This is a genomic window from Mesorhizobium sp. BHscii (assembly GCF_053848065.1).
In genome coordinates this window covers 1-24,058 of the sequence record NZ_JBSPKW010000019.1, presented here as the reverse complement: position 1 = coordinate 24,058, position 24,058 = coordinate 1, and the positions used below count along the sequence as shown (strand labels likewise).

General features: G+C 61.6%; 21 protein-coding genes, 1 tRNA gene and 1 pseudogene. 10 read left to right on the top strand and 13 right to left on the bottom strand.

The window, feature by feature from the left end; translation table 11 throughout:
- Positions 1 to 55 precede the first annotated feature (55 nt).
- From ACWTU7_RS23190 to ACWTU7_RS23180, 3 genes are all read right to left on the bottom strand, one after another.
- Entirely contained in the window at positions 56 to 1,153 is a 1,098-nt protein-coding gene (locus ACWTU7_RS23190; RefSeq protein ID WP_455840529.1) for a hypothetical protein, read from the bottom strand.
- A 93-nt stretch (positions 1,154 to 1,246) separates the two neighbouring features.
- Complete coding sequence (locus tag ACWTU7_RS23185; RefSeq protein ID WP_455840530.1) at positions 1,247 to 2,665, bottom strand: hypothetical protein; 1,419 nt, start codon at positions 2,663 to 2,665, stop codon at positions 1,247 to 1,249.
- A complete protein-coding gene (locus ACWTU7_RS23180; protein ID WP_455840531.1) occupies positions 2,571 to 4,583 on the bottom strand; it encodes an AAA family ATPase in 2,013 nt (670 codons plus the stop codon). Before ACWTU7_RS23180 ends, ACWTU7_RS23185 begins: the two co-directional genes overlap by 95 nt.
- A gap of 112 nt (positions 4,584 to 4,695) precedes the next feature.
- Between ACWTU7_RS23180 and ACWTU7_RS23175 the strand changes: the two are divergent.
- From ACWTU7_RS23175 to ACWTU7_RS23160, 4 genes and pseudogenes are all read left to right on the top strand, one after another.
- Positions 4,696 to 4,812, top strand: a pseudogene (locus ACWTU7_RS23175) (hypothetical protein); the annotation flags it as partial.
- Between the two features lie 173 nt (positions 4,813 to 4,985).
- The gene (locus ACWTU7_RS23170; RefSeq protein ID WP_455840532.1) at positions 4,986 to 5,486 is read left to right on the top strand and encodes a hypothetical protein; all 501 of its coding nucleotides are present in this window, start codon (positions 4,986 to 4,988) and stop codon (positions 5,484 to 5,486) included.
- A 68-nt stretch (positions 5,487 to 5,554) separates the two neighbouring features.
- Positions 5,555 to 5,857, top strand: coding sequence for a tyrosine-type recombinase/integrase (locus ACWTU7_RS23165; protein WP_455840533.1), 303 nt, complete (start codon positions 5,555 to 5,557; stop codon positions 5,855 to 5,857).
- A gap of 73 nt (positions 5,858 to 5,930) precedes the next feature.
- A tRNA-Ser gene (locus ACWTU7_RS23160) sits at positions 5,931 to 6,020 on the top strand.
- A gap of 813 nt (positions 6,021 to 6,833) precedes the next feature.
- Here the strand turns inward: ACWTU7_RS23160 and ACWTU7_RS23155 are convergent.
- On the bottom strand, positions 6,834 to 6,977 hold the full coding sequence (locus ACWTU7_RS23155; protein WP_455840534.1) for a hypothetical protein: 144 nt from the start codon (positions 6,975 to 6,977) through the stop codon (positions 6,834 to 6,836).
- Positions 6,978 to 7,098: 121 nt separating this feature from the next.
- Positions 7,099 to 7,233 (bottom strand): hypothetical protein, encoded by a 135-nt coding sequence (locus ACWTU7_RS23150; RefSeq protein WP_455840535.1) that lies wholly within the window; start codon positions 7,231 to 7,233, stop codon positions 7,099 to 7,101.
- Between the two features lie 612 nt (positions 7,234 to 7,845).
- Here ACWTU7_RS23150 and ACWTU7_RS23145 point away from each other — a divergent pair.
- On the top strand, positions 7,846 to 8,313 hold the full coding sequence (locus ACWTU7_RS23145; protein WP_455840553.1) for a recombinase family protein: 468 nt from the start codon (positions 7,846 to 7,848) through the stop codon (positions 8,311 to 8,313).
- Here the strand turns inward: ACWTU7_RS23145 and ACWTU7_RS23140 are convergent.
- Positions 8,310 to 9,383 carry an AraC family transcriptional regulator gene (locus ACWTU7_RS23140; protein WP_455846545.1) on the bottom strand — a complete coding sequence of 358 codons (1,074 nt, stop codon included), beginning with the start codon at positions 9,381 to 9,383 and terminating at the stop codon, positions 8,310 to 8,312. The two genes, ACWTU7_RS23145 and ACWTU7_RS23140, sit on opposite strands and share 4 nt — an antisense overlap.
- 12 nt (positions 9,384 to 9,395) lie before the next feature.
- Between ACWTU7_RS23140 and ACWTU7_RS23135 the strand changes: the two genes are divergently transcribed.
- Entirely contained in the window at positions 9,396 to 10,280 is an 885-nt protein-coding gene (locus ACWTU7_RS23135; protein WP_455840537.1) for a methyltransferase domain-containing protein, read from the top strand.
- Between the two features lie 163 nt (positions 10,281 to 10,443).
- Here the strand turns inward: ACWTU7_RS23135 and ACWTU7_RS23130 are convergent, their stop codons facing one another.
- Positions 10,444 to 11,898, bottom strand: a complete 1,455-nt coding sequence (locus ACWTU7_RS23130; protein ID WP_455840538.1) for an FAD-binding oxidoreductase — start codon at positions 11,896 to 11,898, stop codon at positions 10,444 to 10,446.
- 89 nt (positions 11,899 to 11,987) lie between these two features.
- Here ACWTU7_RS23130 and ACWTU7_RS23125 point away from each other — a divergent pair, with 89 nt between their 5' ends.
- Positions 11,988 to 12,704, top strand: coding sequence for a winged helix-turn-helix transcriptional regulator (locus tag ACWTU7_RS23125; RefSeq protein WP_455840539.1), 717 nt, complete (start codon positions 11,988 to 11,990; stop codon positions 12,702 to 12,704).
- 772 nt (positions 12,705 to 13,476) lie between these two features.
- Here the strand turns inward: ACWTU7_RS23125 and ACWTU7_RS23120 are convergent.
- Together ACWTU7_RS23120 and ACWTU7_RS23115 are read right to left on the bottom strand one after the other, a co-directional pair.
- Positions 13,477 to 14,763, bottom strand: coding sequence for an adenylate/guanylate cyclase domain-containing protein (locus ACWTU7_RS23120; RefSeq protein WP_455840540.1), 1,287 nt, complete (start codon positions 14,761 to 14,763; stop codon positions 13,477 to 13,479).
- An 80-nt stretch (positions 14,764 to 14,843) separates the two neighbouring features.
- Positions 14,844 to 15,815 (bottom strand): LysR family transcriptional regulator, encoded by a 972-nt coding sequence (locus ACWTU7_RS23115; RefSeq protein ID WP_455840541.1) that lies wholly within the window; start codon positions 15,813 to 15,815, stop codon positions 14,844 to 14,846.
- Between the two features lie 177 nt (positions 15,816 to 15,992).
- On the opposite strand from ACWTU7_RS23115, the gene ACWTU7_RS23110 reads away from it, so the two are divergent.
- The 3 genes from ACWTU7_RS23110 to ACWTU7_RS23100 all read left to right on the top strand — a co-directional run bounded on the left by ACWTU7_RS23110 (position 15,993) and on the right by ACWTU7_RS23100 (position 18,840).
- Entirely contained in the window at positions 15,993 to 16,640 is a 648-nt protein-coding gene (locus ACWTU7_RS23110) for a hypothetical protein (protein WP_455840542.1), read from the top strand.
- A 143-nt stretch (positions 16,641 to 16,783) separates the two neighbouring features.
- Positions 16,784 to 17,644 (top strand): N-acetyltransferase family protein, encoded by an 861-nt coding sequence (locus ACWTU7_RS23105; RefSeq protein WP_455840543.1) that lies wholly within the window; start codon positions 16,784 to 16,786, stop codon positions 17,642 to 17,644.
- A 989-nt stretch (positions 17,645 to 18,633) separates the two neighbouring features.
- A complete protein-coding gene (locus ACWTU7_RS23100; RefSeq protein ID WP_455840544.1) occupies positions 18,634 to 18,840 on the top strand; it encodes a hypothetical protein in 207 nt (68 codons plus the stop codon).
- 483 nt (positions 18,841 to 19,323) lie between these two features.
- On the opposite strand, the gene ACWTU7_RS23095 is transcribed toward ACWTU7_RS23100, so the two are convergent.
- From ACWTU7_RS23095 to ACWTU7_RS23080, 4 genes are all read right to left on the bottom strand, one after another.
- Positions 19,324 to 19,695: a hypothetical protein gene (locus tag ACWTU7_RS23095; RefSeq protein ID WP_455840545.1), complete on the bottom strand. Its 372-nt coding sequence runs from the start codon at positions 19,693 to 19,695 to the stop codon at positions 19,324 to 19,326.
- Between the two features lie 23 nt (positions 19,696 to 19,718).
- Positions 19,719 to 21,455 (bottom strand): adenylate/guanylate cyclase domain-containing protein, encoded by a 1,737-nt coding sequence (locus ACWTU7_RS23090; protein WP_455840554.1) that lies wholly within the window; start codon positions 21,453 to 21,455, stop codon positions 19,719 to 19,721.
- Positions 21,456 to 21,596: 141 nt separating this feature from the next.
- Positions 21,597 to 22,403: an adenylate/guanylate cyclase domain-containing protein gene (locus tag ACWTU7_RS23085; protein WP_455840546.1), complete on the bottom strand. Its 807-nt coding sequence runs from the start codon at positions 22,401 to 22,403 to the stop codon at positions 21,597 to 21,599.
- Between the two features lie 235 nt (positions 22,404 to 22,638).
- Positions 22,639 to 24,058 (bottom strand): CDC27 family protein (locus tag ACWTU7_RS23080; protein WP_455846544.1); only part of this gene is annotated, 1,420 nt, incomplete at its 5' end.

Here is a 24,058-nt window from a genome sequence, read left to right as displayed (position 1 = left end):
GTGTTTACCGATAGGCATTCGGAAAGGAGCGCTAAAAGGCTGGGCCAGTGGCCTTTCAAAAATATTCGATCCAGTATTTGTATTTCATCGTGAACGTCAGGCTGTCCCCGAGATCGGCGTAAATCTCGTCGCTGGCTTCGATGACGGTTTCGTCGGTCGTGTTTTGAGGAATATTCAGTTCATTCGCGCCCGAGGCGGCTTCAAAGGCACCAATGTCGAAGTAGGACCGGTCGTCGTCCTCGCCCGAGGCATGCACGCGGGCTGCGACATCGGCGCGGGCGACAGGCTCGGGACCAATCTCGATCTCGGCGGGCACCTCGGGCAGCGCGGCGTTATCGCCAAAATCGCCGTTCGTAACTGAAGTTTCCCCGCGGTTTCGCCACTGGGACTGGTCGTCACCTTTGCCGGTCTGCAGTATGCATCTGAATACGCCTTCGCCCGTCGATCCGGGATCGCTGTCGTCGTGAACGAGGATTTCAGTGGGCTTTACGCGAATGCGACGCTTGAGCGTGGTGAATTCACTCATCAGAAATTGCCAGTTGCCGAACCTGTCGGTCAGCCGAACCATTTCGAAATAGTGCGTGCCCGGAAGCAGCTCGAATAGCTGTAGGTTAAAGCTCTCGTTCTCCAGTTCATAGGTCAAGGCGTCCATTTGGTTGAACGAGTAGATTCCGTTGGTGTCCGCCTGAGGCGCGCTAGTGCTGACGGCCATCACGGCCCGCACCGGCACGCTCGTGAAAACATCGTGCTCGCGATACGTGCCGCCGGTACGCATGTTCTCATCCCGCAGGAACGACCTTTGCTCGGGCCGCTTTCTCAATGCGAAAACCGCGATCGCGGCATGCGCTTGCGGCGGGCGGTCGACGTTGGTCGGGAGACGATTCGGGTCGACGCCCTTGTCCCACAGCGCCGCTTCGTAAATATCGCCGGGCTCGAGATCGGGCGAATCGAATTCGCCATGAAAATTGGCCGGGTCGGAAGCGTCAGAGACCGGGATCTTTTTTCTGGTCCAATCGCCCGGCTTCCAGCGATGCCAGATGACGTATGACGATTCTTTTGTGTATTTGACCTTGGTACTGCCGGTCATTTGCCCGTTCTCGGTGTCTATTACGACAGGGTCCGGTAACGCTTCGAGAGACGCCGTTGTGGACATGCCCTCCTCCCTCTCCAACCGCGAGAGAGTAAAATTTACCACTGGATAGTACATTAAGAAAGTCCATCCCTAGTGACATCGAGCTGACTTGAGTCACCTCGGGGTGTCGAGAAACGCCTTGGCCTCTCTCAGGTCGGGGGTCTCGAAGCCCTCGGAGAACCACTCATTCACGGGCACGAGCAGGGTGTGGGCAGGCTTACCTTGGTCGCGCCAGAGCCGGGCAAGACCGGTGGCCGCACGCAACTCCCAGGACTTCGCGGATTGACGCCGGGCGATTTCGATCGCGTGCTCAAATGCGGCGCTCACCTCATCTGGTCTTCCGTCCGGCAGGGCTGCCAGAAGCTGCCCGCGCAAGCGATACAGTTCGGCCTCCGGCCAACGCTCCCCTGTCCCCTCGACCACTGCCAGAGCCTCATCCAGTGCACCGAGCCCCCGTTGCATGTCCCCCGAGAGGGCACAAGCCTCGGCCAGCAGGCCCAGGAAGAACGGACGCATCCACGCCGCGCCGCTCTTCTCCCAATCCGCAAGCCCGCGCTGGATCGCTTCTATCCCGGCGGCCTCCTGACCGTGGCGAGCCATGGCCCAGCCCTGGACCACCGTCGCGCTGGCGGCCCATAGATCCAACTTGTGTTCCCGGGCCAGCTCCAGCAACGCCGCCGCATGCGCTGCGGCCGCGCTGTCGTCGCGGCCATAAGCCCCCACCAGCGCGCTGTACATCAGGGCAAACCCGAGGGTGTTCTTATGGCCGACCCGGTGGGCTAAGGCCAATCCCTCGGCTTGTCGGCGGGATGCCTGATCCGGGTAGCCCAGCAGCCACAGCACCCAGGTCAGGTGGGCGAGCGCGGACACGCCAAGGTCCTGGCCAAAAACAAAGGCCGTCGAACCATGCCGTTCCGGGTCGTACAGCGCAACGGCACACTCGAGGTGCTCGCGGGCGGCGAGCAGCTCGCCCCCCACCTCATCTGTCGCGCCGCACATCCGGTGCGCCAAGCACAGCCGCTCCGGGTCTGGGTGCAGCTCGGCCAAGGCGAGAATTTGCCTGGCCAGCTTCTGCTGCTCGGGAAGCGCCATGCGTACGAATTGGACAGCCCAGAACCCATACAGCACAGGAAACTGTTGTGATGCGTCGCCTACGGCCTCTACCAACTCCTGCGCCCGGGCGAAAGCGGAGGCGGTCTCAGGTGCTGCGTGGCCGTACCGGGCAATGCACGCCTGACCAACCATAGTCTGAAGATGAAGTTCGCGCTCTGCCCGGGCGCGGCTCTTGGGCAAGGTCCGCACGAGGTCAATGCTCCGGGTGAGATGGCCGATGGCTTCCGCAACGGCCGAGCGCCGGAAGGTGCGTTCTCCGGCCCGCTGCCAGTAGTCCGCAGCCCGCTCGGTCAGTTCCGCCTGGGTAAAGTGATGGGCCAGCAGCTCAGGCTGGGTTTCGACCACCTCCGGCCAGCGCTCTTCCAGTACCTGGGCGATCCGGGCGTGCAACTTCTGGCGTGTGCCACGCAGGAGGCTCACGTAGGCGGTGTCCTGCACGAGCGCGTGCTTGAACGTGTAGGTCGCCTCGGGCGGCGTGCCCCGCCGGAACGCGACCAGAATTGACGAGCTCCTCCAGTCCCTGCGCCAACGCTGCCTCGGGTAGTCCCGCCACGGCGGCCAGCAGCTCATGGTTGAACTCCCGGCCGAGTGCCGCGCCGATCTGCGCCACCTGCTTGGCGGCCGGCAGCCGATCCAGCCGAGCGGTCAGTGAAGCCTGCAAAGTGCTCGGGATCGGAAGCGCCGAGACAGCAGCATCGGGCTGGCTGGCACTCTCCAGCACGGCTTTGGTCAACTCCTCGATGAACAGGGGCACACCGTCGGTCTGCGCCACGATCCGATCCAGCATTCCGGCCGGTAATGCGCGGCCCACGACCACCTGAGAGGCGAGCGTCGCGGCTTGACGCGGACTGAGACGGCTCAGCGCCATCAAGGTCACGCCCGCCAGACCGACCCAGGGCGCCTCAAACTCCGGCCGGAAGGAGATGACCACCAGCACTGGCAGCGAGGCCAAGCGCATGATCAACCTGTCCAACAGCTCCAGCGAGCTTGGATCGGCCCAATGCACGTCCTCAAACAGCATCAGCACGGGGGATCGGCGGGCCCGTTCATCGAGAATGTGAAGCAGTGCCCCGAAGGTCTGCTCCTTCTTGCGCTCCGGGCTGAGAGCCAGTGGCGGGTACCGCTCGCCACCCGGCACGCCGAGCATCTCGGCAATGAGCGCCAGCTCATGCGAGGCGGCGAGTGGGTGTAGCAGGGTTTCCAGCTTGACGAGCCGAGCCTCCGCAGGCTCGCCGTCCACGAAGCCTACCTCGGTCTTCCAGCGTGCGGTGATCGGTTGGAGGGCGCTCTCACGGTGATGGGGCGAGCAGAAGTACTTGAGTTTGAGATGCATCTCTCCAGCTACGTGCTCCTCGAGCGCAGCGATCAAGCGGGACTTGCCGATGCCGGGCTCGCCGGCGATGAGCACGACCTGCCCTTCGCCGCCCTTCGCCTGCCGCCAGCGGCGCAGCAACAGATCGAGCTCGTCATCGCGCCCGACCAGCGGCGTGAGGGCGGCCGGATGCATCGCGTCGAAGCGGCTCTGAACCATGGCCTCGCCAAGCACCTGCCAGGTGCGGACAGGGCCGGTTAGCCCTTTAAGGTGAACCGCACCAAGCTCGCGGCACTCGAACAGGCCGCCGATGCGCCGCCGTGTTTCCGCGGCGATCACTGCGCATCCAGGATCAGCAAGGGATTGTAGCCGCGCGGCAACGTTCGGGGTATCACCGATTACAGCCTGCTCCTGTGCGGCCCCGGCCCCCAGCAGGTCGCCCACGACGGCGAGGCCACTGGCGATGCCGACGCGTGCGGACAACCGCTCATCGGCGGGCGCAATCTGGCCAACCGCTTCCAGCGTGGCCAAGGCGGCGCGTACTGCGCGCTCGGCATCGGCCTCGTCGGCCTGGGGCCAGCCGAAATAGACCAGGATTCCATCGCCCATGTACTTCGCGACGAAGCCGCCGAAGCGACCAACTGTCTCGGCAATGCGGCGGTGGTAGGTCCCGATCACCTCGCGCATGTCCTCGGGGTCCAGGTGCGCGGCGAGCGCCGTGGAGCCGACGAGGTCGACGAACATCACACTGAGTTGGCGCCGCTCCGCCTCAGGGGACGGCAGGGCCACTGTCCCGGAGATCGTGCTCTGTGGCTGGATGGATGGGGACATGGCTGGAGGCGAGTCCGCGCGCACGGCGGCGATGGCGGCGAGCAACTTGCGGCGGTGGCCGATCGAGACGACGCCAAGTCCGCTCAGATCATCGGCGGTGAGGTCGGCTAGGACGTCGCCATCGATGTCGTTCTCGCGGAACGCCTGTTCGTACTGTCCCAGCCCCAGATCGCGCAGCCACGCGCCAATGTCCATGGCCCTCTCCCCGGTTCGTGGCGACCGGAACGCTAAGGTCTTCAATCTACCCCAAAATCGCGGAGAGGGCATGATGAAACGTCACGAGCTACCTTCGGATTAAGGGCAGCTCGTGGCAGCACCAAGCAGACCTCGGCGTATTGCCGCCGAAGCCGCTAAACGTGCAGTCGCGCTCGATCCGGCCGATGCCGAAGCGCATGCCGTTCTCGCCAAGAGCTTGGTCGCAAAGGGCGAACGCGCGCGCGCCAAGGCGGAATTCGACGCGGCTCTTCGAATGGCTCCAAATCAGTTCGAGATCGTGACCTTTTATGTGCCTTGGGCTTCGACTTTTGGCGAGGCCGAGCGGGGCGCCGAAATGGCTGATCATGCGATCCACCTCAATTGGAGCACCAGGATGAGAGCTTGGTCGCAAAGGGCGAACGCGCGCGCGCCAATGCGGAATTCGACAGCGTTGACCATCGCAAGAAGAAGGACGGCGAGGCGTCGAAGCCCCTTCCGCCGCTCTCCCCTCGTACTGTCCATCACTACCGCCGTGTGCTGATCAAGGCATTGAGCCAGGCGGTGACATGGGAGCGGCTGACCCGAAACCCTGCGGTGTCGACAACGCCGCCGAAGGTGGAACGGAAGAAGATGCTGGCGTACGATGTCGGCCAGACGGCCATCCTACTCGAAACGCTTCGGCCCACACGCATGTACATTCCGGTATTGCTTGCGGTGACGTGTGGTCTGCGGCGCGGCGAGATCCTTGCCTTGCGCTGGCGTCGTCTCGAACTTGGCGACAATCGCCGGCAGCTCGCGGTCACCGAGAGCGCCGAGCAGACAAAGGACGGGGTCCGCTACAAGGAGCCGAAGTCAGGCCGGGCCAGGACCGTAGCCCTGTCGGCTAGCACTGTGCCGAACTGAAAGCGCATCGAGCGCGGCAGGCCGAGGAACAGCTACGCCTTGGGCTTCGTCCCGATAGCGACAGCTTCGTGGTTGCCCAGGTCGACGGCGCGCCCTTGCAGCCGAGGTCGCTTACCCACGAATGGGTGCGCGTTGTTGGCAAGACCACCCTGCCCCGCATCCGGTTCCATGACCTGCGGCATACCCACGCCTCGCAGATGCTGTCGGCCGGTGTTCATCCCAAGGTGGCCAGCGAACGCCTCGGCCATTCGAGCATCGGCATAACGCTCGACCTTTATTCCCATGTCATGCCGGGAATGCAGGCCGATGCAGCGGAGCAAGTTGACGCCGCGCTGCAGCTGGCTATAAGCAGCGAGCGAAAAGCCAAATAGTTGCAAAGCGCGTAGCAGAAGGCCTTTTGCGGCTTTTGTCACAAGACAGATAGCGCAACAAAAACAACTAGTTGGAGGGATGGCCGAGCGGTTTAAGGCACCGGTCTTGAAAACCGGCGTGGGTGCAAGCCCACCGTGGGTTCGAATCCCACTCCCTCCGCCAAGCGCCATTGATTTTCTTGGACAATCGTCATCTGCATCATCTCTACGTACAAATTTAGGCGCAACATGAAGCTGGTGAAATTCAGGCCGAGATGGACATATGCTGCTTCGTTCACACGTACGAAGCTGCCCCAGTTTGCGAGCCTAGTACCAGTTCTAGGGTATGCTGTGCTTTGGGGCGACTCGTTTCAGGCATTGATGATGAGGTTTTCCTCACTCGGCCCCCTCTTTGTGGTTTTCAGTTTCGACGCGCATATACCTCCTTTATTTTTGGAGGCGTGTACGTCTTAATCGGTCTGCTTATATTCTGGTCCGCGTGTCCGCGCCCATTGAGGCTGTGCCGCAGCCGCCGCGAATACGTGGAAGCTATTACAGGCGATCGGGATTCTGAGGAGTGTGTTCGGGCCGGAAAGGCACTACGTCCATTCCGTGAATCGATCCCGATGATCGATCGACGCGAAAGGGTGATCTTCGGGATACTTGTGGCCGACGAAGAGCTCGGTGTTATTGAGCGGGAACCTAGTGCAGTGACCGCGCGGGCCTCGATAGCGCCGCTGACCCTATTATGAGTTGCTGGACCGCACACATCCCTTCATGTCTGGTTTCTGCTTGTTCATGCTTGTTTCCGGAGCTTTCCTGTTTTTGCTCCCGAGCCTGGAAGTGTTCCTGATGGCATACGACCATGTAACTGCCCTCGGCTGGCCATGGTCCTTGCGGCCGGTGCTAAGCCTGTGAGGCAGCGGGCAAAAATGACTTCACTGGGATAGGAGACCCGGCCACTCTCGCAGCCGGGCATCGTTTCGCTTGCGAAATCTCAGTGCCGCTCCCTCGGCGCCTCCAGAAACTCCACGAAGGTAGCTTTCACCCGACCTATTGGCGTGGACACCTGATTGCAGCCAAGGACGATTCCGGCGGCGATCCTGAGCATGTCGGCGCGGCTGCCGACGATCTTGGCCACCACCGCGTTTTCGATGCTGCCGTCGCAGGTCGAGCGCTGCCTCACAAACAGCGTCAGGCGGAGATTGTCGCCATGAACTGGAGCGGGCCGGCGCCGGTGAAGAAAATGTCATGACAGACGCTCAACGATCGGATCCGCGCTCATGACTGCACCAGCAGGAAAGAAGGGCTTGCGCCTCTTGCTGTTCCAGATCATTGCCGCTGTAGCCCAGCTTGTCGTCGAGAAGCAGAGCGGCCTTCATCTGGACGGCCTTCATGGTGTAGCAAGGCGCCTTTAGACGTTCCTTGTAGTCCTCTGGCCAGAATGATCCCTGAGTGGAGAACCAGTGTCTCCAAAACAGAACTTCGTCTCTGAGCTGTTGGGATCGGCTGTCTCCCTCCAGCCAGCGCAGGATCTTTCGTCCGAGCCGCCGAGCCCTTGTCAAGACCGATGTCGATCTTCTCAGAGACCCTTCTCTAGCCATGACGGGAATCCTCGCGGTGAAGAGGGTTTACGGTCCGCTCTGGCCACGACGACGACCAGGGCACTGACGACAAGTCTGATCATGCGACACCCTCGCCTATGCGATTGCACCTTCGGCCAATATAGGAAGCGAATTGGCCGTTTTCAGATGCCCACGCCGGCTGCTCCGGCGCGCGTTGTCTTTCGCATGGTATTCCCCTTTCGAGACCTGGCCAAGGCGGCGGGGGTTCATCGAAACACAATCTCGAACTTTGAGACCGGGAAGTTTGGCGGCTCCCTGGAGGCTCTAGACTTTGTGCGGCTCGCCCTTGAAGCGGCCGGCGTCGAGTTCATCCCCGAGAATGGGGGCGGCGCCGGTGTGAGGCTGCGGAAAGCCTGAGTGTCAAGCACGCCCTGCAGGGGACGAATGCCTTGCTGTTGCCAATCTATTGCCGAGTTCGAGCGCGATCTCATCAGCGAGCGCGTGAAATCCGGCCTTGCCGCTGCCAAGGCGCGTGGAAGAAAGCTCGGACGGCAACCCGGTCAGCGGCCAAGTCGGACAAGCTCGCACCGAAGGCACTGGCGCTCATCGCGGAAGGCCGAAGCTATCGCTGGATCGCCCGAGATCTGGCGATCAGCAAGAATACGATTGCTGATATCGTCAAACGCGATCGCGCGAGTGGCGAATGAGGTGGTCATGCAGATTTCTGCCATCCGGTGGTCGGTTTCGAAGGGCTGTAGCGGGTGGAAGACTCATGTTCGTCTCGCTCAACGGAACGAGCAGAATGCGCACGTTCCCGACATCGGCGGAACCGTTGAGCCGCTGAATCGACCAGAGCGGTTCAAGCCCTTGAGTTTGCGATGCAGGCCGATCGACATTCTCAGGATCCGCTAGTTCCAACGGCGTTGTTTGCGCCATGCCGAGGGCGACACACCTACGGTTTTCTTGAACGCGCGGCTAAACGCGGCCTCGGATTCGTAGCCGATCTCACGGCCTACCACGGCTACTTTCATGGAACTATCTGCAAGAAGACGCGCAGCAATCTGCATGCGCCAGAGCGTCAGGTAGTGCATCGGCGCATGACCCACGACATGAGTGAAGCGTGCCGCAAGTGCTGCCCGCGACATGCAGGCACGGCTCGCCATCTCGTTCAGGGTCCACGGATATGCGGGCTGTTCATGAAGCATGGCCAGGACTTTGCCGATTGTAGGATCGCGCAGGCCTGAAAGCCAGCCAGTCTCGTGGGCCGGCAGGGTCTCCAGATATTGGCGCATCACCTCGACAAAAACCAGTTCGCTCAGTCTCACCCGGATCGACTCGCCGCCAACCCGCGGCTGACGCGCCTCGGCGAGCGTGAGGTCGATAAGACGGCTCAGGAGGCCCTCGCGCCCGTTGCGGGACCGCTTAATCCGCAACAGGCGCGGCAGGGTGGAGAGCACGGGATTGAAGGGCTGCATGTCGCAGCCGAGAAAGCCGCAGACGAATTCGCTGCGCGGCTCGCCGCCGCCGCCTTCCCTGGTCACGAAGGGCAGCCTGCCGGCTGCCATATCTCGGAAATAGTCCATTGTCGCTTCGACGTCGAATTCCGGTGGCTGGCCGGGTTCGCTGAGCATCGAATAGGGGTCGCCATGCGGCAGCACCAGCACGTCGCCGGCCTCGAACCACGTGGAGGTGACGCCGCGAATGCTTGCCCATCCCGAGCCCTTCAGGATGATGTGGTAGGACACGATGTGCGGGGCGCGTGGCAGGATGATATGGGAGAACGCGCCCGCATGCGGCACGTTCACGCCCCAAGGAAAGGACGCGTCCACCAGGAAGAACAGAGCGCCCGTCAGTTTGACCGTGCGCAGGACGTCCGAAAGCGGATCGGGACCATGCGTCCTGTACTGGGCAGGCGGCTCCGCCGCCGATGCACCGTCCAATCGCTCCGCATCGAGCACCATGGACGATGCGGCAAGCGACAAAGACGTATGGTCATGGGCCTGGACCATACTGAAAGCATACCCTGTGTGCACCGGCATATCCACCGGATGTGCCGAGGACTGAAGATCAGGTGGAGAAAGGCTATGACTACGCTTGAGGAAGTGTGCGGCCCGGGGGAGATTTATGACGTCCAATTCGTGCCAGCGCTATTTGCCCAGTGGGGGCCGGTCGTCGCTGGGGAAGCCGGGGTGCAGAACGGCGACCGCGTGCTCGACGTGGCCTGCGGGACGGGCGCTCTGACGCTTGCCGCGGCCGAGATCGCTGGCCCTTCGGGTTCGGTGGTTGGGCTGGATGCCAATCCGGAAATGCTGGCGGTTGCGCGCCGCAAACCCGTACAGATCGAATGGCTGGAGGGAACGGCCGAGGCGCTGCCTTTGCCGAACAACAGCTTCGACGCGGTCGTCAGCCAGTTCGGTCTCATGTTCTTCGAGGACAAGCCGAAGGCGCTCGCAGAGATGATGCGGGTGCTGAGGCCGGGCGGGCGGCTCGCGGTCGCGGTGTGCGATGCGGTTGAGAACTCGCCGGGTTACGGCGCCTTCGCGCTGTTGCTCGATCGGCTGTTCGGGAAAGGGGTGGGAGGCGCCTTCCGCGCGCCCTTCTACCTCGGCGATGCTGGGCGCCTGCATGAAATCTGCAACGAAGCCGGCATTGCGGATGCCGAGGTCGTCCAGCGCAACGGAAAGGTCCGCTTCAAATCGATCGATGCGTTGGTATCGACCGAACGCGCCTGCGTGTGGACGCTCGGCGGGGTACTGACCAACGAACAGTTTGAGCAGCTCCTCAAGGAATCGGAGACCGCGCTCAAGCCCTTCGTAATCGACGGCGGAACAATCGAATTCGACATGCCGTCACTCATCATAAAGGCACGGAAATCCTAATCGAAGCAACCGACAAACGGCGCAAGGGAGCGGACCCCTCGTTGTAGCGCCCCGGGCGCGGCTCGAGCACCAGCCCGGGCCGGCCGCGCCCTGGGCGCCCGGTTATGCACTCGCCCAGGCGCCTCCGGCAGCGTCGCACCCATCCAACACCACCCCAAATTTATCAAGTATCGCCCGCGCCGGCGGAACCGCTCACACCGACATTCAGCCTTGGGCGGATATTCTGGTTGTGGTGGAAGACGTTGTCGGGGTCGTACGTGGTCTTCACGTCCACCAGCCGGTCGTAGACAGAGTCGCCGTACGCCTCACGGACCCGGTCCGGGTCTTCGTCGCCGGCGAGGAAGTTGACGTATACGCCTTCTCGAAAGCGGCCGAGGGCGGCGAAGAACCCCCTTGTCCACGCGGTGTCCCGGTCGCCGAAGTCCTCGCTCGGCTGCCACACAGCGTCGAGGGTGATTGCGTGCGAGGCCTGGCGGTTCCCGAACGCTGTCTCGCCCTCGGCCACTCGGCTCACCGCCCCCTTCAGATGGAACATCGCCGCGTACGATCGTGGCGACGAGCTGGAGAATGCGTGCCCGGCAACCACGTCGATGAGGTCGTCGCGGAGTTCGGGGAGGTGGGTGGATTTCCAATAGTAGTTCCAGCCGTGGACGACGGTCGAGTCGAGCGCGCTCTGGAAACCCACGTAAGGCTTGGGCCCGACCAGGTCGAGGAGGGGAGTCAGGAATGAGCGGAGCGGGCGGAGCGCCTGCTCACCCTCTTCGATCGGCCCAGCGTAGCAGGTACCCACCATCACCACCGGGCGCCAGTGCAGGTCCTCGGGGATGACGGGTAGCGGCGGGGCGGTGCCAAACCGCACGACCGTGCCGAGCTCGTCAGGAGCATCGCGGATGAAGTCGCGGTAGAAGCGGAGGACCTCCCCGGCGTCGCTCGCGTCCCACAGGATGGGCCCGGCCAGAACGGTGGGCCCGACGGAGTGGAGACGGAACTCAAACGAGGTGACCACGCCGAAGTTGCCGCCGCCGCCTCGCAATGCCCAGAACAGGTCGGGGTGCTCGTCCGCGGACGCCCGCAGCAACTCGCCATCGGCCGTTACGACGTCGACGGTGAGTAGGTTGTCGATCGTGAGGCCGTGCTTGCGCATCAGCCAGCCGACGCCGCCGCCGAGGGTGAGCCCGGCGACTCCGGTATGGCTCACGATTCCGCCGGTGGTGGCCAGGCCGTGCGCCTGCGTCTCGTGATCGACGTCGCCCCACAGGGCACCACCCTGCACCCAGGCCGTGCGGTCGGCGGGATCGACTCGCACGCCCCGCATCGCCGAGAGGTCGATGACGATCCCGTCGTCGCAAACGGCGGTGCCAGCCACGTTGTGGCCGCCGCCCCGGATGGCTATCTCCAGATCACGGTCGCGGGCGAACCGCACGGCCGCGACGACGTCGGCGGCCCCTATGCATCGCGCGATCAGGTGCGGGCGCCGGTCAATGGCACCGTTCCAGACTGCACGGGCGGTGTCGTAATCGTCGTGGTTGGCACTGATGAGCGTGCCTCGGAACCCGTCGATCTCCGCGACGGTTAGTTCCTTGCTCGTCCGGCCGAATTCCGCGGTCGTCGAAGTCATCACCGTGTCCTCCTCTTTCTTCGGCCACATCGGACCACCGCGGACCACGGTCGTAAAGTCAAGAATCTGGACTTCAAAGTCGAAGGCGGATGTGGAACACTGACGTCGTGAGAACGTATGGCCAATACTGCCCCATCGCCCGCGGCGCCGAGATCTTCGCCGAGCGCTGGACACCGCTAATCATCCGCAACCTGCACCTTGGCTGCGGAAGCTTCAGTGAGATTCTGGAGGGCGCGCCCGGACTCTCCCGTACCCTGCTCTCACAGCGGCTCAGGCAACTCGAACAGATTGGTGTCGTCGAGTCGGCACCCAAACCCGACGGGCGGGGACACCACTACGAGCTCACGTCCGCGGGCCACGAGCTCTTCGCGGTGTGCCAGTCGCTGGGCGAGTGGGGTGCGCATTGGCTCGAGATCGCCCCCGAGCACCTCGACCCATTTGTGGCCCTGTGGTCGATGTGCAACGCGCTCCGCCGAGACCGGCTCCCGAATCGACGTATCGTCATCCGCTTCGACTTCACCGGCCGGCCGCGCCGTGAGCGCTATTGGCTGCTCATCGAGTTCGGAGACACCGAGATCTGTAAGACGTCTCCCGGCTTCGACGAGGACCTCTACATCACGGCGGAAGCCGAAGCCTTCGTCAAATGGCATGCCGGCCAGCTCACCTGGAGCCAGGCCACTCGCGAAAGCCGCATCCAACTCGACGGTCCGCCGTCGCTGGTCAGAGCCTTCCCAACCTGGAACGCCCGCAGCGTGTTCGCCCACATCAGGGCGGTCTCCCGTACCGCCACGAGTCCCGCAGCCTGACATCCTGGATGCGGCCGCCCGCGGGTCGCGCTTTGCCGTCTACAGGGAGACTATCCAACGAAACCGGCCGAAATCCCTATCGCGTGAAAGTCGTCATGGTGGCTTAGGTAACCCGCCCGATCGCTTAAGGTAGTATTTCGCCCCCTCCCGCAAACGACCCCCTTTAGCCTCTGTGTGTGGTGCGAAGAAGCAGCGGATCGTCATATGCGGGGCGGACGTGCAGATGTGATACTGGCTGTCTTCGCTCTCCAAAACCCGGTTCTTGGGGATGAAGTGTCTTGTCTTGGACCCGGTGCGAATGTTGAAGTTGCCGCCCGGCAGCGGCTCGACATAGCGCGGGCTGATGACCCGGCAGTCCTTGTTGTCGCAGCATTCATAGCCGGTGACCGGATCATGGTGGCCGGAATACCAGTTATGGGCGACAGCGAGAGCGATGAGACGAGCTTCATGTCTGCTTGACCTTCCTGGTGCCGAGGGCCCAACGCTCAACTTCGAAAAAACCGCATGGTATGACATAGGGGACGTTTGCGAGTGCTCCAAGCGTTACCGATTTAACGGCGGACCGCGGCGCCGGCCAAGGGCCTTCTAATACAGCCGCTCGATCCTGTGACCGGTCGACCAAGGCAGTTCGCGACCGATGCCTTCGGAAGCGCCGGACCTCGCCTTTCGGTTTAAGTCACAAGTCTAGGTCAATCCAAAATACGAAACTATCCCCTAAGCGGATCGTCACATTGGATCGTCTTCCCTATCATCCGCGCCGACGAAGGTGGAGTCAGAACAACGGAAGTGCTTTTGCAGCGGGTGTCTTCCGTCCGACCAAGAACCAGGTCCGCACTCCGCCCTTACCCTTGATGGCGATCTCGCCACGGGACATCAAAACAAATCTGTCCTTGAGGTGCTGATAGATCTCTTGCGACACCTGAATCTGGCCAGAAACTCCCGTCGATTCCATCCGTGAAGCTAAATTCACCGCGTCACCCCACACATCGTAGAAAAATTTGCGCGCTCCAACCACGCCAGCCACAACCGGGCCGCTCGACATCCCGATGCGGATCGCAAGACTACGTCCGAAGGGATCGCGCAAGTCCTTTGCGGCATCGCGCATGTCAAGCGCCAGTTGCGCCAGCGCCTCGGCATGATCGGACCTCGGTGTCGGCACGCCGCTTACAACCATATAGGCGTCGCCTGTCGTCTTAATCTTTTCGAGGCCGTGCCGCTCCACCAGCCGATCGAAATCGGTGAACACGCGATTGAGGAACAGCACCAGTTCTTCGGGGGTCGTTTGGCTCGCTCCCGCGGTGAAGTCGGCTATGTCGACGAACAGGATCGAAACCTCATCGTATTTGTCGGCAATCACCATCTCTTTGCCGCGCTTGAGGCGCTCAGCGATTGCAGCGGGTAGAATGTTTGTAAGCAGGGCCTCCGACCGATTGTGTTCGCGCTCGGCTTCCCGGACGGCGTAACGTACGACAGAAAACAGGATCGCCGAGGCAGCTACGGTGGTGATGATGAACTCTACAAATGTAATCTGCGCCGACTGCAATCCAGTGTTGCGAGGCACCAGCGTTTCCAAGGCGATGATGAGCGCCGCAGCGGCACTGGCGAGCACGGCCGAAAGAAAGAGGTATTCGGTCCCCAGGAACAGGACCGTGACCGCCGCGAGCGCCAGGTAGTAGAATTGCATGCCGCTGCCGATGCCGAGCAGATAGCAGTCGGCAAAGACCGTCACATAGGCAGTGAGGGTGAAGGCAATCGGTGCCACCAGCGGACCGAAGCGATGGAGGAGCGGAAGCGCCGCCAAGATCAGTGCTGTCAAGGCATTTACCGTGGCGACTTGCCACAGGCCGGGTGTCCGGTCGAAGAACTGGGCGACCGCATAGCCAGCAGCCAGGGGACTTGCAATCCAGGTCGTAAGGTTGAGCGCACGCAGTCGCCGCGCAATCCTCTCAGGATAGACCTCAGTGCCGAAACCGATGCCCGGAAACCGGCGCAAGTGCCGCCCTCGCCTCATATCCCATTGCATCTCACGATGCGTCGTTCGACGGGTATGGTCAAGCAAGATGGGCTCTTATCGCCTACCGCTGACGCTGAGAATCACTGTCGCCAGCGTCCTCCGGCCGAATTGACGTAGCGTTGTCGCTAATGAGGCTCCGCAGGTCGGGTAGTCTTAGCCGTCTCAGGCCGTTTCCCATCGCTGCGGAGTGGCCGCGTCTGGCCGAGCAGAAGAGGTCGGTACTTGACGATCTCCTCCGACATGAAGTCGAAAAATGCCCTGATCTTCGGCCGCTTGTGGAGGTCCGGATGCGTAAGGATCCAGAAGCCGCTCGTAAGTCCCGGCTGCGGATCAATGACGCGGACAAGGTCTGGTTCTGCATCCCCAATCTGGCAGGGCAGCAGGGCGAGCCCAAAGCCGGATTGGACAGCCAGGAGCAATCCGAGAACGCTATTGCTACGGCAGGCGATTTCACAGTCAGGAGCCACGGAACGCAACCAGCGTGCCGGCGTGATGTTTTCGATCGCGCCCTCGAACCCGATCAGCCGATGGCTGCTGAGGTCGTCCGGCATCGTCGGGCTGCCGACACGTTCCAGGTAGCCGCGGCTACCGTAGACCGCCCAGGATTGGTCAGACAATTTGCGTCCAATTAGCGATTCGTTGCTAGGAGGCCCAGCGCGCAGCGCTATCTCGGCCCGCCCGTCGCTGAGATCATTGTAGCGGTCTTCGATGAGCAGATTCACCTTTATTCCCGGATACCGCCGGTGGAATTCGTTGAGCAATTGCGGCACGAGACCCAATGCCATTCCCTCCGCGGTCGTCACCCTCAGCGATCCGGTGAAGGCGCTGTCCAGGGCGGTGGCGCGTCGGGTTAGAGCCTGCACCGATTGCTCCACAAGGATGGCTTCCTCCAGCAGCGCTTGGCCCTCTGGTGTGAGCCGGTAACCATCCCGCTTCTTATCAAACAGCCGCAGACCAAACGCCTCCTCAAGAACCGCTATCCGCCGGGCCACTGTCGATTGGTTCACGGCAAGGCTCCGTGCTGCGGCTGCCGTGCTGCCACCGCGCGCCACTGCGAGAAAAAAGCGAAGGTCATTCCAGTCCATCATGTAGAACATTATGCATTTTTGCGGACCAAAGCACCAGAAACGCTGATGGAATGCATCAGTAGTGTACCGTAACTTGTCTTCATCGATTGCAACTGTGGGGGCTCAGGCGGGCACGGGCTCTTCCTCCCCTGATGGTGGGAGTGGGTTACTCCTATGCGATCGGCAACCACACCAGAGGAGGATCCAATGTACGAACATCAAATTCGTGGCATGCGCTGTGTTGCGCGCATCGCAATGGTCATCACGGCGTCGGCCATTTCGGCTAGCGCGGCAGCGGGCGGGGGATTGCCACCGAGTACTTCCGGCGAACCGAGCCTCGCTGCAATCCGGGCTGCAACCGAGCGCTTCCAGGACGTAAGGGTGGCGCTCGCCGAGGGCTACACCCGTGATCCGTTGAACTTGTGCGACACGGCCGAGATGATGGGCAAACCGGCCGAATTGGGCGCGATGGGCATTCATTTCGCCCGCTTTGACCTGCTCGGTGTATCCGGTCCCCCGAATCCCCGCGTAGATGGAACTGGGGTCCACACAGACTTTCTCAATCCGTCCATCCTGATCTACGAGCCACAGGCTGACGGTTCGCTCGAACTCGTCGCGGTGGAAAACCTGGTTTTCGCCCGCGCGTGGAAGCAGGCTGGGCATGATGCTCCTCCCTCTTTCCACGGCATCCCCTACGACACCATGGCGGACGATCCTTCGACTCCAGCAGATGAGGCCCACCTGTTCGAGCCGCACTATGATCGGCACGTCTGGATTTACCGGACGAATCCAAACAGCGTCTTCGCTCCATTCAATCCCGCCGTCACGTGCGAGCACCACAGCAACGGGCGGTGATCATCAACACCACGCGTCCGGCAAGTGAGATGCAGCAGCCGGTATCGTAATCTGAGCCCGCTCATTTCCGCGGGCGCGACAAACGCGACGGCCTTGTTGCAGCGACAAGTTTGAATCGGGACATGGCCACTGAGGAGAACATCATGACTGTACATATTCGCGCTGCAGCCCCGTCGGATGCGGGGGATTGTGGTCGCATCATCTATGACGCCTTCGAACATGTTGCGGGTCGCCATGGCTTCTCTCCAGATTTCCCCTCGACTGAAGTCGCAACCGACCTGGTCTGGACCCTCATCTCCAATCCGTCGGTCTTCGGCGTTGTCGCGGAAGTGGACGGGACGGTTGTGGGCTCGAATTTCATGACGGAGGGTGACGATATTCGTGGGGTCGGTCCGATTACAGTGGATCCGCAAAGGCAAGGTCACGGCATCGGGCGGAAGCTGATGCAGGCCCTGCTCAAACGTGCGAACGGCTCGATCGGAATCCGCCTTCTCCAGGACACCTTCAACATGCGTTCGATCGCCCTTTATGCCTCGCTCGGGTTTGAAGTTCGCGAGCCCGTGCTTGTCATGAGTGGAAGTCCTACTGGAAACCCACCGGCAGGCACCACAGTGCGCCCCATGAGCGAGCAGGATATCGATGCCTGCGATGCGCTCTGCGCCCGGGTGCATGGCATCTCTCGTCGCAGCGAACTTGCGGCCGCTGTCCACTTTCTCACCCCCATGGTTGCCGAACGAGCCGGCCGCATAACAGCATACATGACGGCTCCGAACGCTTGGATTACCAACCACGGGATTGCAGAAACCGAGCGCGACCTGCGGGCGCTGATCGTGGGAATCACGTCCGCCACGTCAACCGTGTCGTTTCTGCTGCCGATACGGCAGACAGCTCTCTTCAAGTGGTGCCTGGATCAGGGAATGAAAGCGATTAAGCCGATGACGCTCATGACCATAGGCAAATATCGGGAACCGGACAGACCATATTTGCCTTCCGTTTTTTACTGAGCCCGGGCTGAACAAGCAGCTGCCCATTCTGCAAGGGGTCGAGCTCGAAAAGCGGTCATTCAATGTCCGAGCTATGAAAGTGCTATTCGGGTCAGATTGAGACCATGCTGGTGTGAAGCTGAACGTCCGCTGTGACCATGCTCCCGCCGAAAGCTACCTGTCCGCTCTCGGCCCTCTCAAGACGTTCAGCGCGCTGCCGCCACGCGTCCGCTTCGGCGCAAAGCAGACTTATCCCCGAACCATGCGCTGCCCGTGCCATTTCTGCAGACATTGGTATTAGGTCAGTGGTGGTCATGGGAGCCGACTGACGCCCATCTCGCACCATCTCGACGAGAGCGGGCGAGAGCAGCGTGAGCTGAAGCATTCGGCTTATGGAGGAGGCGCTGATTTTCTCGGGCTTGGCGATATCTTCGGCGGGTGGCGTAGTCGCCGGATTGCAACAACTGCTGCCAGCGATTGGCACGGGCAATGGCTTTGATGAGTGTGGTCTCCTTGCGAGGAGTTGATAGCACCCATTGCTCCTCGCCAGCCGGCGACACAACTAGCTTGCGCCCTCCCCGTTTCCGAACCGTCAGAGGAAGCACAATTGGTGATCGTACACCCATCCTCGGTGAGGTCGGGTCGGCCATCAAGCGGCACACCTCTCGTCCTGGCGACGAGCGAGTTCCGCAGCCAGCCCAACCACCCCGTCAGTTCGCAGCGGATGGAAACCCTGTCGGCGCCAACATCCACCCGCTCGACCAGAAGCTGGATGATGCGCGCCTGCTCGCCTGGGAAAAGTTCGCGCCAGAGGGGGCCGAATTCAATGAGGGCCGCTCTCACCTCGCCCTCGGTGATTGCCGCGTCGCTTTGGCGAGCAGCCTTCCATGTAGCGACAATGATCTCGGGCTGGCAGATCAGACTGCGGGCGATCCGACAAAAGCTGGCGACGTGGTCGTCCTGCGCGCCAAGTTTCCGGCCGACTATCAGGTTCCGCCGAGACCATCACCGTGATCAGCGGTAGCGTCGGCTTTGGTGTTGGCGAAAAGGTCGAAAAGAAAGGTGACCTGCTCAAACCGGGCGCCTTCTACGCGCAGCCAGCAAATCATGCGCATTACGTCTGGACGGCAGGCGAAGAGGATATCATCGAAGTTCATTTTTTCGGGCCGGGAGGTATCAACTACATCAACCCTGCTGACGACCCGCGCAAGAAGTGAAATGCGGCTCAGCCGGCTAGTCACCTCGCGCATCCTTGTTGCTCGGAATGGAAGCGCGAGCTTTACCTCACGCGGACAAATGTAAACCGCATCAACGGTAGGGGAGCCCGGCAGCTCAGGCTCTGTCTTCTTACGCGTTGAGGAACGGGAAGGTCGCGCCATGTCCGGACGCTCACGAACACGACCGAACGTCCGACTCGACCGGAAGCGAAAGTTCAGGCGAACGTTTTGGAGCACTGTTGTCGTCGATGTCGCTTGATTCAATCTCCAGCACCCTCTGGCCTGAAGAGAGCGATTGGTAGCAGCGGCGACTCCCTTCGAGCCCTAGCTCAGAGCGTCTTGCTCATCATCAGGATCGGCACCGGAGCGCCCGCCACGGTCGTCGAAGAATCTCTCAGCGGGTGATAGCCGCGATACAGTGGCTCACCTGCCATGGTGGCTGCCAGCTCGACACGAGCGAAGCCCTCGGTCTTGGCTGCATTTTCACAAAGCGATCAGACGACCGGCACCGCGTCGGACAAAGGCCGGATGGGTATACATGGCTCTGACACGCGCCGCGTCCTTGCCGGGGTCAAGCAACGCCGCGTTACGCCCGGGCGACTGATCCCCACCGTGCATGGTCGTGCGCTGGCTCCAGCCCCCGCAACCTGCCAGGACGCCGTCGTGATCCACGACGAAATAGGTGCCGTCATCGACAAGCTTCGTGTCCAGCCCCATGATTGAACGGCTGGATCGGATTTGGGCGTCGTCAAGAAAGGGCTTCTGGAGTTCGGCGATCGCCGCATCCATAAGCACGGTGGTGGCCGCGAGATCCTCGCGTCGCGCGATCCGGTGCCGCAAGTCTCCGTTGGCCATGTCAAGGCGGCCCCGCCAACCGTTCATTCTGGCAGCCCAGCCATGCGATAGCCCTCCACAAAATGCCGCCGCACGCTTTCATCGCGGAAAGGTTGCGAGCCGGACCAATGCCGGATGGTGAAATTCGGATTGCTCATCATGAACATCTGTGCCTCTCGGCGCGCCTCCTCCAGACGCCCGAGTTGTGCCAGGCTCGCCGCAAGGATGCGGCGGGATGTTGTGCGATAGGTTTCGGGCCTGCGAAGCGTCTGGACCGCGGACTCGTAGTCGCGAAGTGCATATTGGGCCTGCCCCAACATCCAGTAATACCAACCGGGTGGGTGCGGGTTGAGCCGGAGCGCCTTGCGTACGTGTTCGACGCCATCGGCCGGTCGGCCGTTCAGCGTGATCAGATCCGAGCGCATCGCCCATGCGTCGGCATAGTTCGGATCCAGTTTCACGGTGGCATCGAACTCAGCATCCGATTCCGCCCAGCGGCGCTCGTGTCCCAGGATGATGCCTAATACCCAGTGGTTCCCGGCGTCGTTAGGATCGAGCGCGACGGCCTGTTGTGCTTCCGCCAACGCTCTTGCCCGGTTGGGATCCATCGGCTCGTCCCAGAACTCCCAACCCAACCAAAGGTTCAGCGCCAACCAGCGGTGCGCCTCGGCATATTCCGGATCAAGTGCGATCGCCCCTTCCAGCAGGAAAATGGCCTCTTTCGCGGCGAGTGCCGTTTGCAACCCCAGAGCCCGCGCACGTACACAGAGGTCATAAGCCTCCAGGTTAGCAGGTCTGTTGCGCGCTGGTTGGGTAGTCAAACGACCTGCTAAGGCGTCGACAATCTTGCCCGTCACCTCGTCCTGGACGGCGAATATATCTTCCAAGCTGCGGTCGAACCGTTCCGCCCACAGGTGGTCCCCTCCGATTGCGTCGATCAATTGGGCGTTGATGCGAACCCGTCCCGCAGCCCGCCGGGCGCTACCCTCCAGGAGATAGCGCACACCAAGCTCGCGAGCGATGCGGCGCACGTCCACATGCCTACCTTTGTAAGCAAAGACAGAGTTGCTCGCGATGACAAACAATCCGCTGGTTCTCGATAGGTCCGTGATCAGGTCTTCGGTCAGGCCATCGACAAACGCCTCTTGTTCCGGGTCGTTGCTCATGTTTGTGAACGGAAGGACGGCGATGGAAGGCTTGGCGGGCAATGGCAGTGGCGCCTTCTCCGCCGGCCCCTGATACTCCGAGATGGTCGATGACACGATGCGATAAACGGCCACCGACTCGGCGATGTTCTTGATCGCGTGCGTGCCAAGTTCGTCGAAACTGAAATCAAGCTTGCGCTTAACCTGGTCGTAGACGCTGCCAGAGATGCAGATGTCTCCCGGCCCGGCTATTGCCTGAAGCCGCACGGCGAGAATCACGCCATCACCGAAAAGGTCGCGGCCTTCGACAACGACATCACCCAGATTGATGCCGATGCGTAGGACAATTTGACGGTCTTCAGCGCGACCTTGGTTCGCTGCGATCATCCCCTTCTGGAATTCGACTGCGCAAGTGACGGCGTTCACCGCACTGGCGAACTCGACCAGAACGCCATCACCCATCACCTTGACGATCCGGCCCTGGTGTTGGCGGACAAGAGGCTCCAGAATTTCCTTGCGCCGTTCCTTAAGCGCGGCGAGCGTACCCCGCTCGTCTAGTTCGATGAGCCGACTATAGCCGACCACATCAGCAGCCATTATGGCTGCAAGACGGCGTTGGGCGCGTTCTTCGGCCATTTTTCGCACGAGCGCTTTCACAGAACGCAGTGTGCCGAATTCTATGCCGCCCATTTCAAAAGTCTATCAGGTCGGATCCCAATCCTAGGCGGCTAGCCCTCGGTTGCCCTTTGATCCGCCCTCACCGAATGCGCTGACGTCTCAGGATCTGGGCGGGATCCCGTCAATGCGGACGACCCGAACCTCGATGGGAGAGGCCCTCCCCTTGAGTTCCAGCATATGGGCGCTGTTCGGCAAGTGACGTGGCCCGGCTCTGGTCCACGCCGCCTCGGCGACCACAAGCTCGCCGGGGCCTGCCTGAGATGCCAAGCGAGCCGCTACATTCACCGCATCTCCCATGGCGGTGAAATCGGCGACCAGTCCGTCCCCGACGGAACCGACGTACGCCGTACCGGAGTGGACGCCGATGCCGATGGGCAACCAAGGTCCACCGGGCTCGCCATGCCCGGTAGCCGAAAGCAGACGCCGGCCCGCCTCTAAAGCGGCGGCGGGATGGTCGGCAACGATAGCGGGAAGGAACAGACCGATAACCTCGTCGCCAACGAACTTGTCTACCAGCGCATCGCCGCCGATCAAAACGTCACTGCTGGCCTTGAAGAAGCGATTCATGAGCGAAGCGAACTCGGCAGGCGTCATCCTTTCGGCCATGCTCGTGGAGTCTCGAACGTCGGCGAAAAGAAGCGATAGATCGATCTCGGCGCCGCCAGGATGGGTGCGGACAAACTCTTCGCACAGGTTGCAGAAGTTTGGGTTTTTTCGAGAGGGTTTCCTGCCCCATCGGGAAGACAGCGCCCTCACGAGCGGCCCACCCAGGGGGAACAGACACGTCTTGCACCGGGGAGATCCTGGCAGCAGCTTGAACTGCATCCTATCGGCATGGAGCGGTGACTGCGGGTCGGTCAGAAGGCCACGCCACATCTCCTCATGAGGGTTCTTGTCGCTTGCCATCGGGTCCACCTAAGCGGAGTTATGATAACACAGTAGAAGGAGTTGGGCTTCTGAAATGACTGCTTTGGCCTCATCGCTTGCCTAGAGTTTGGAAGGGCGAGAGGAAGACAAGGGTGGGTTCCTGCCGAACGTCTCGTTGACCGGAACGAGCAACCAGCGCCAACACCAGTCATTGCTCCTCCTTTGAGCGAGTGGCTGCAGACGGTTGAAAACCGGGCATTCCCCTGGTCCGTAGTTACACCAGGCCGGCATTGCGAAGCCCGTCCACCACTAATTCGAAATCGTCTGGGTTCTTGTAAGGCAACACTTTGCGGCGGTGTTCCAGAGAATAATCAGGGTTGACGCGGAACGCTTCCTGCCACTCATGGCGGGCTTCTTCGAAGCGGCCCAGATGGCCGTAGCTCGCCGCCAGGAGCACGCGTGAGACGTCGGTGTCAGGGTTACGGACAAGTCGCCGCTTCAGGATGCCGATTGCCTCTTCGTACCTGCGCAACTGGAACATCGCTTGTGCCTGGAAGTGGAGGTATACGTCCGGATAATACGGGTTCAAGGCCATTGCCCTGTCGACGCACCCGAGTGCCTCCCCAGACCTGCCGGAATAATGCAGTGCAATTCCGAGATTTTCGTGTCCTTCGGGAAGATTTGGAGCGAGGGCGATCAAGCGTTTGGCCTCGCCGATGGCGACGTCGTGCCGTCGCGAATACAATTCGATGATGCCCAGCGCCCAATGCGCGTAAGGATATCGATTGTCGAGCGCCACTGCCCGTGTCGCGAACACTTCTGCTTGTTGCATTGATGTCGATGACGACGGGCTCCACTGGTTTCCGTAGTCCAGCATGTTTGCGAAGGCGAGGAACGCGTAGGCGGGAGCGAATTTCGGGTCCAGTTCGATGGCGCGTTGCAACAGTTCCCGACCCTGGATGTTTTGCTCTCTCGTGAACCGCCACAGCTGCTCTCGGCCACGCAGGAAATAGTCGTACGCTTCCAGGTTGTCGGTGTGCTCGGTCGCGAGCCGCTGCTGGTCGCCCTCCGTCAGGTTGAGCGCGAGCGCGCCGACAATTTGCTGCGTCACGTCGTCCTGCACGGCAAAGATGTCGGTCAGGTCGCGATCGAAACGCTCCGCCCACAGGTGTCCGCCCGTGGTCGCGTCGACAAGCTGCGCGGTGATCCGTACCCTGTTGCCGGATTTGCGGACGCTGCCCTCGAGCACGTAGCGCACGCCGAGGTTCCGGCCGACCTCCAGAACGTTCACGTTCCTGCCCTTGAAAGTGAAGGTCGAATTGCGAGCGATCACGAACAACTGCGACAGTTTTGATAGAGCCGTGATGATGTCTTCGGAGATTCCGTCGGCGAAATATTCCTGTTCGGTATCACCGCTCATGTTGGCGAAGGGCAGCACGGCGACTGACAGTTTCGGCGGCGGTGCCGTCGCTGGCCGGCTTGTCACGGAGTCGGAGGTCGCGGTTGCCTTTGCCTCGGCGGTGCCGACACGCAGCGAATACACCCGGACCGGCTCGGCGATGTTCTTGAGCTGCGTGGGGCCGAGATCGCTGACCGAAAGGTCGAGCCTCGTCTTAACCTGGCGATAGGCGTCCTCGGACAGGCAGATGGCGCCGGGCGCCGCGACGCCCTCCAGACGCGAGGCGATGTTGACG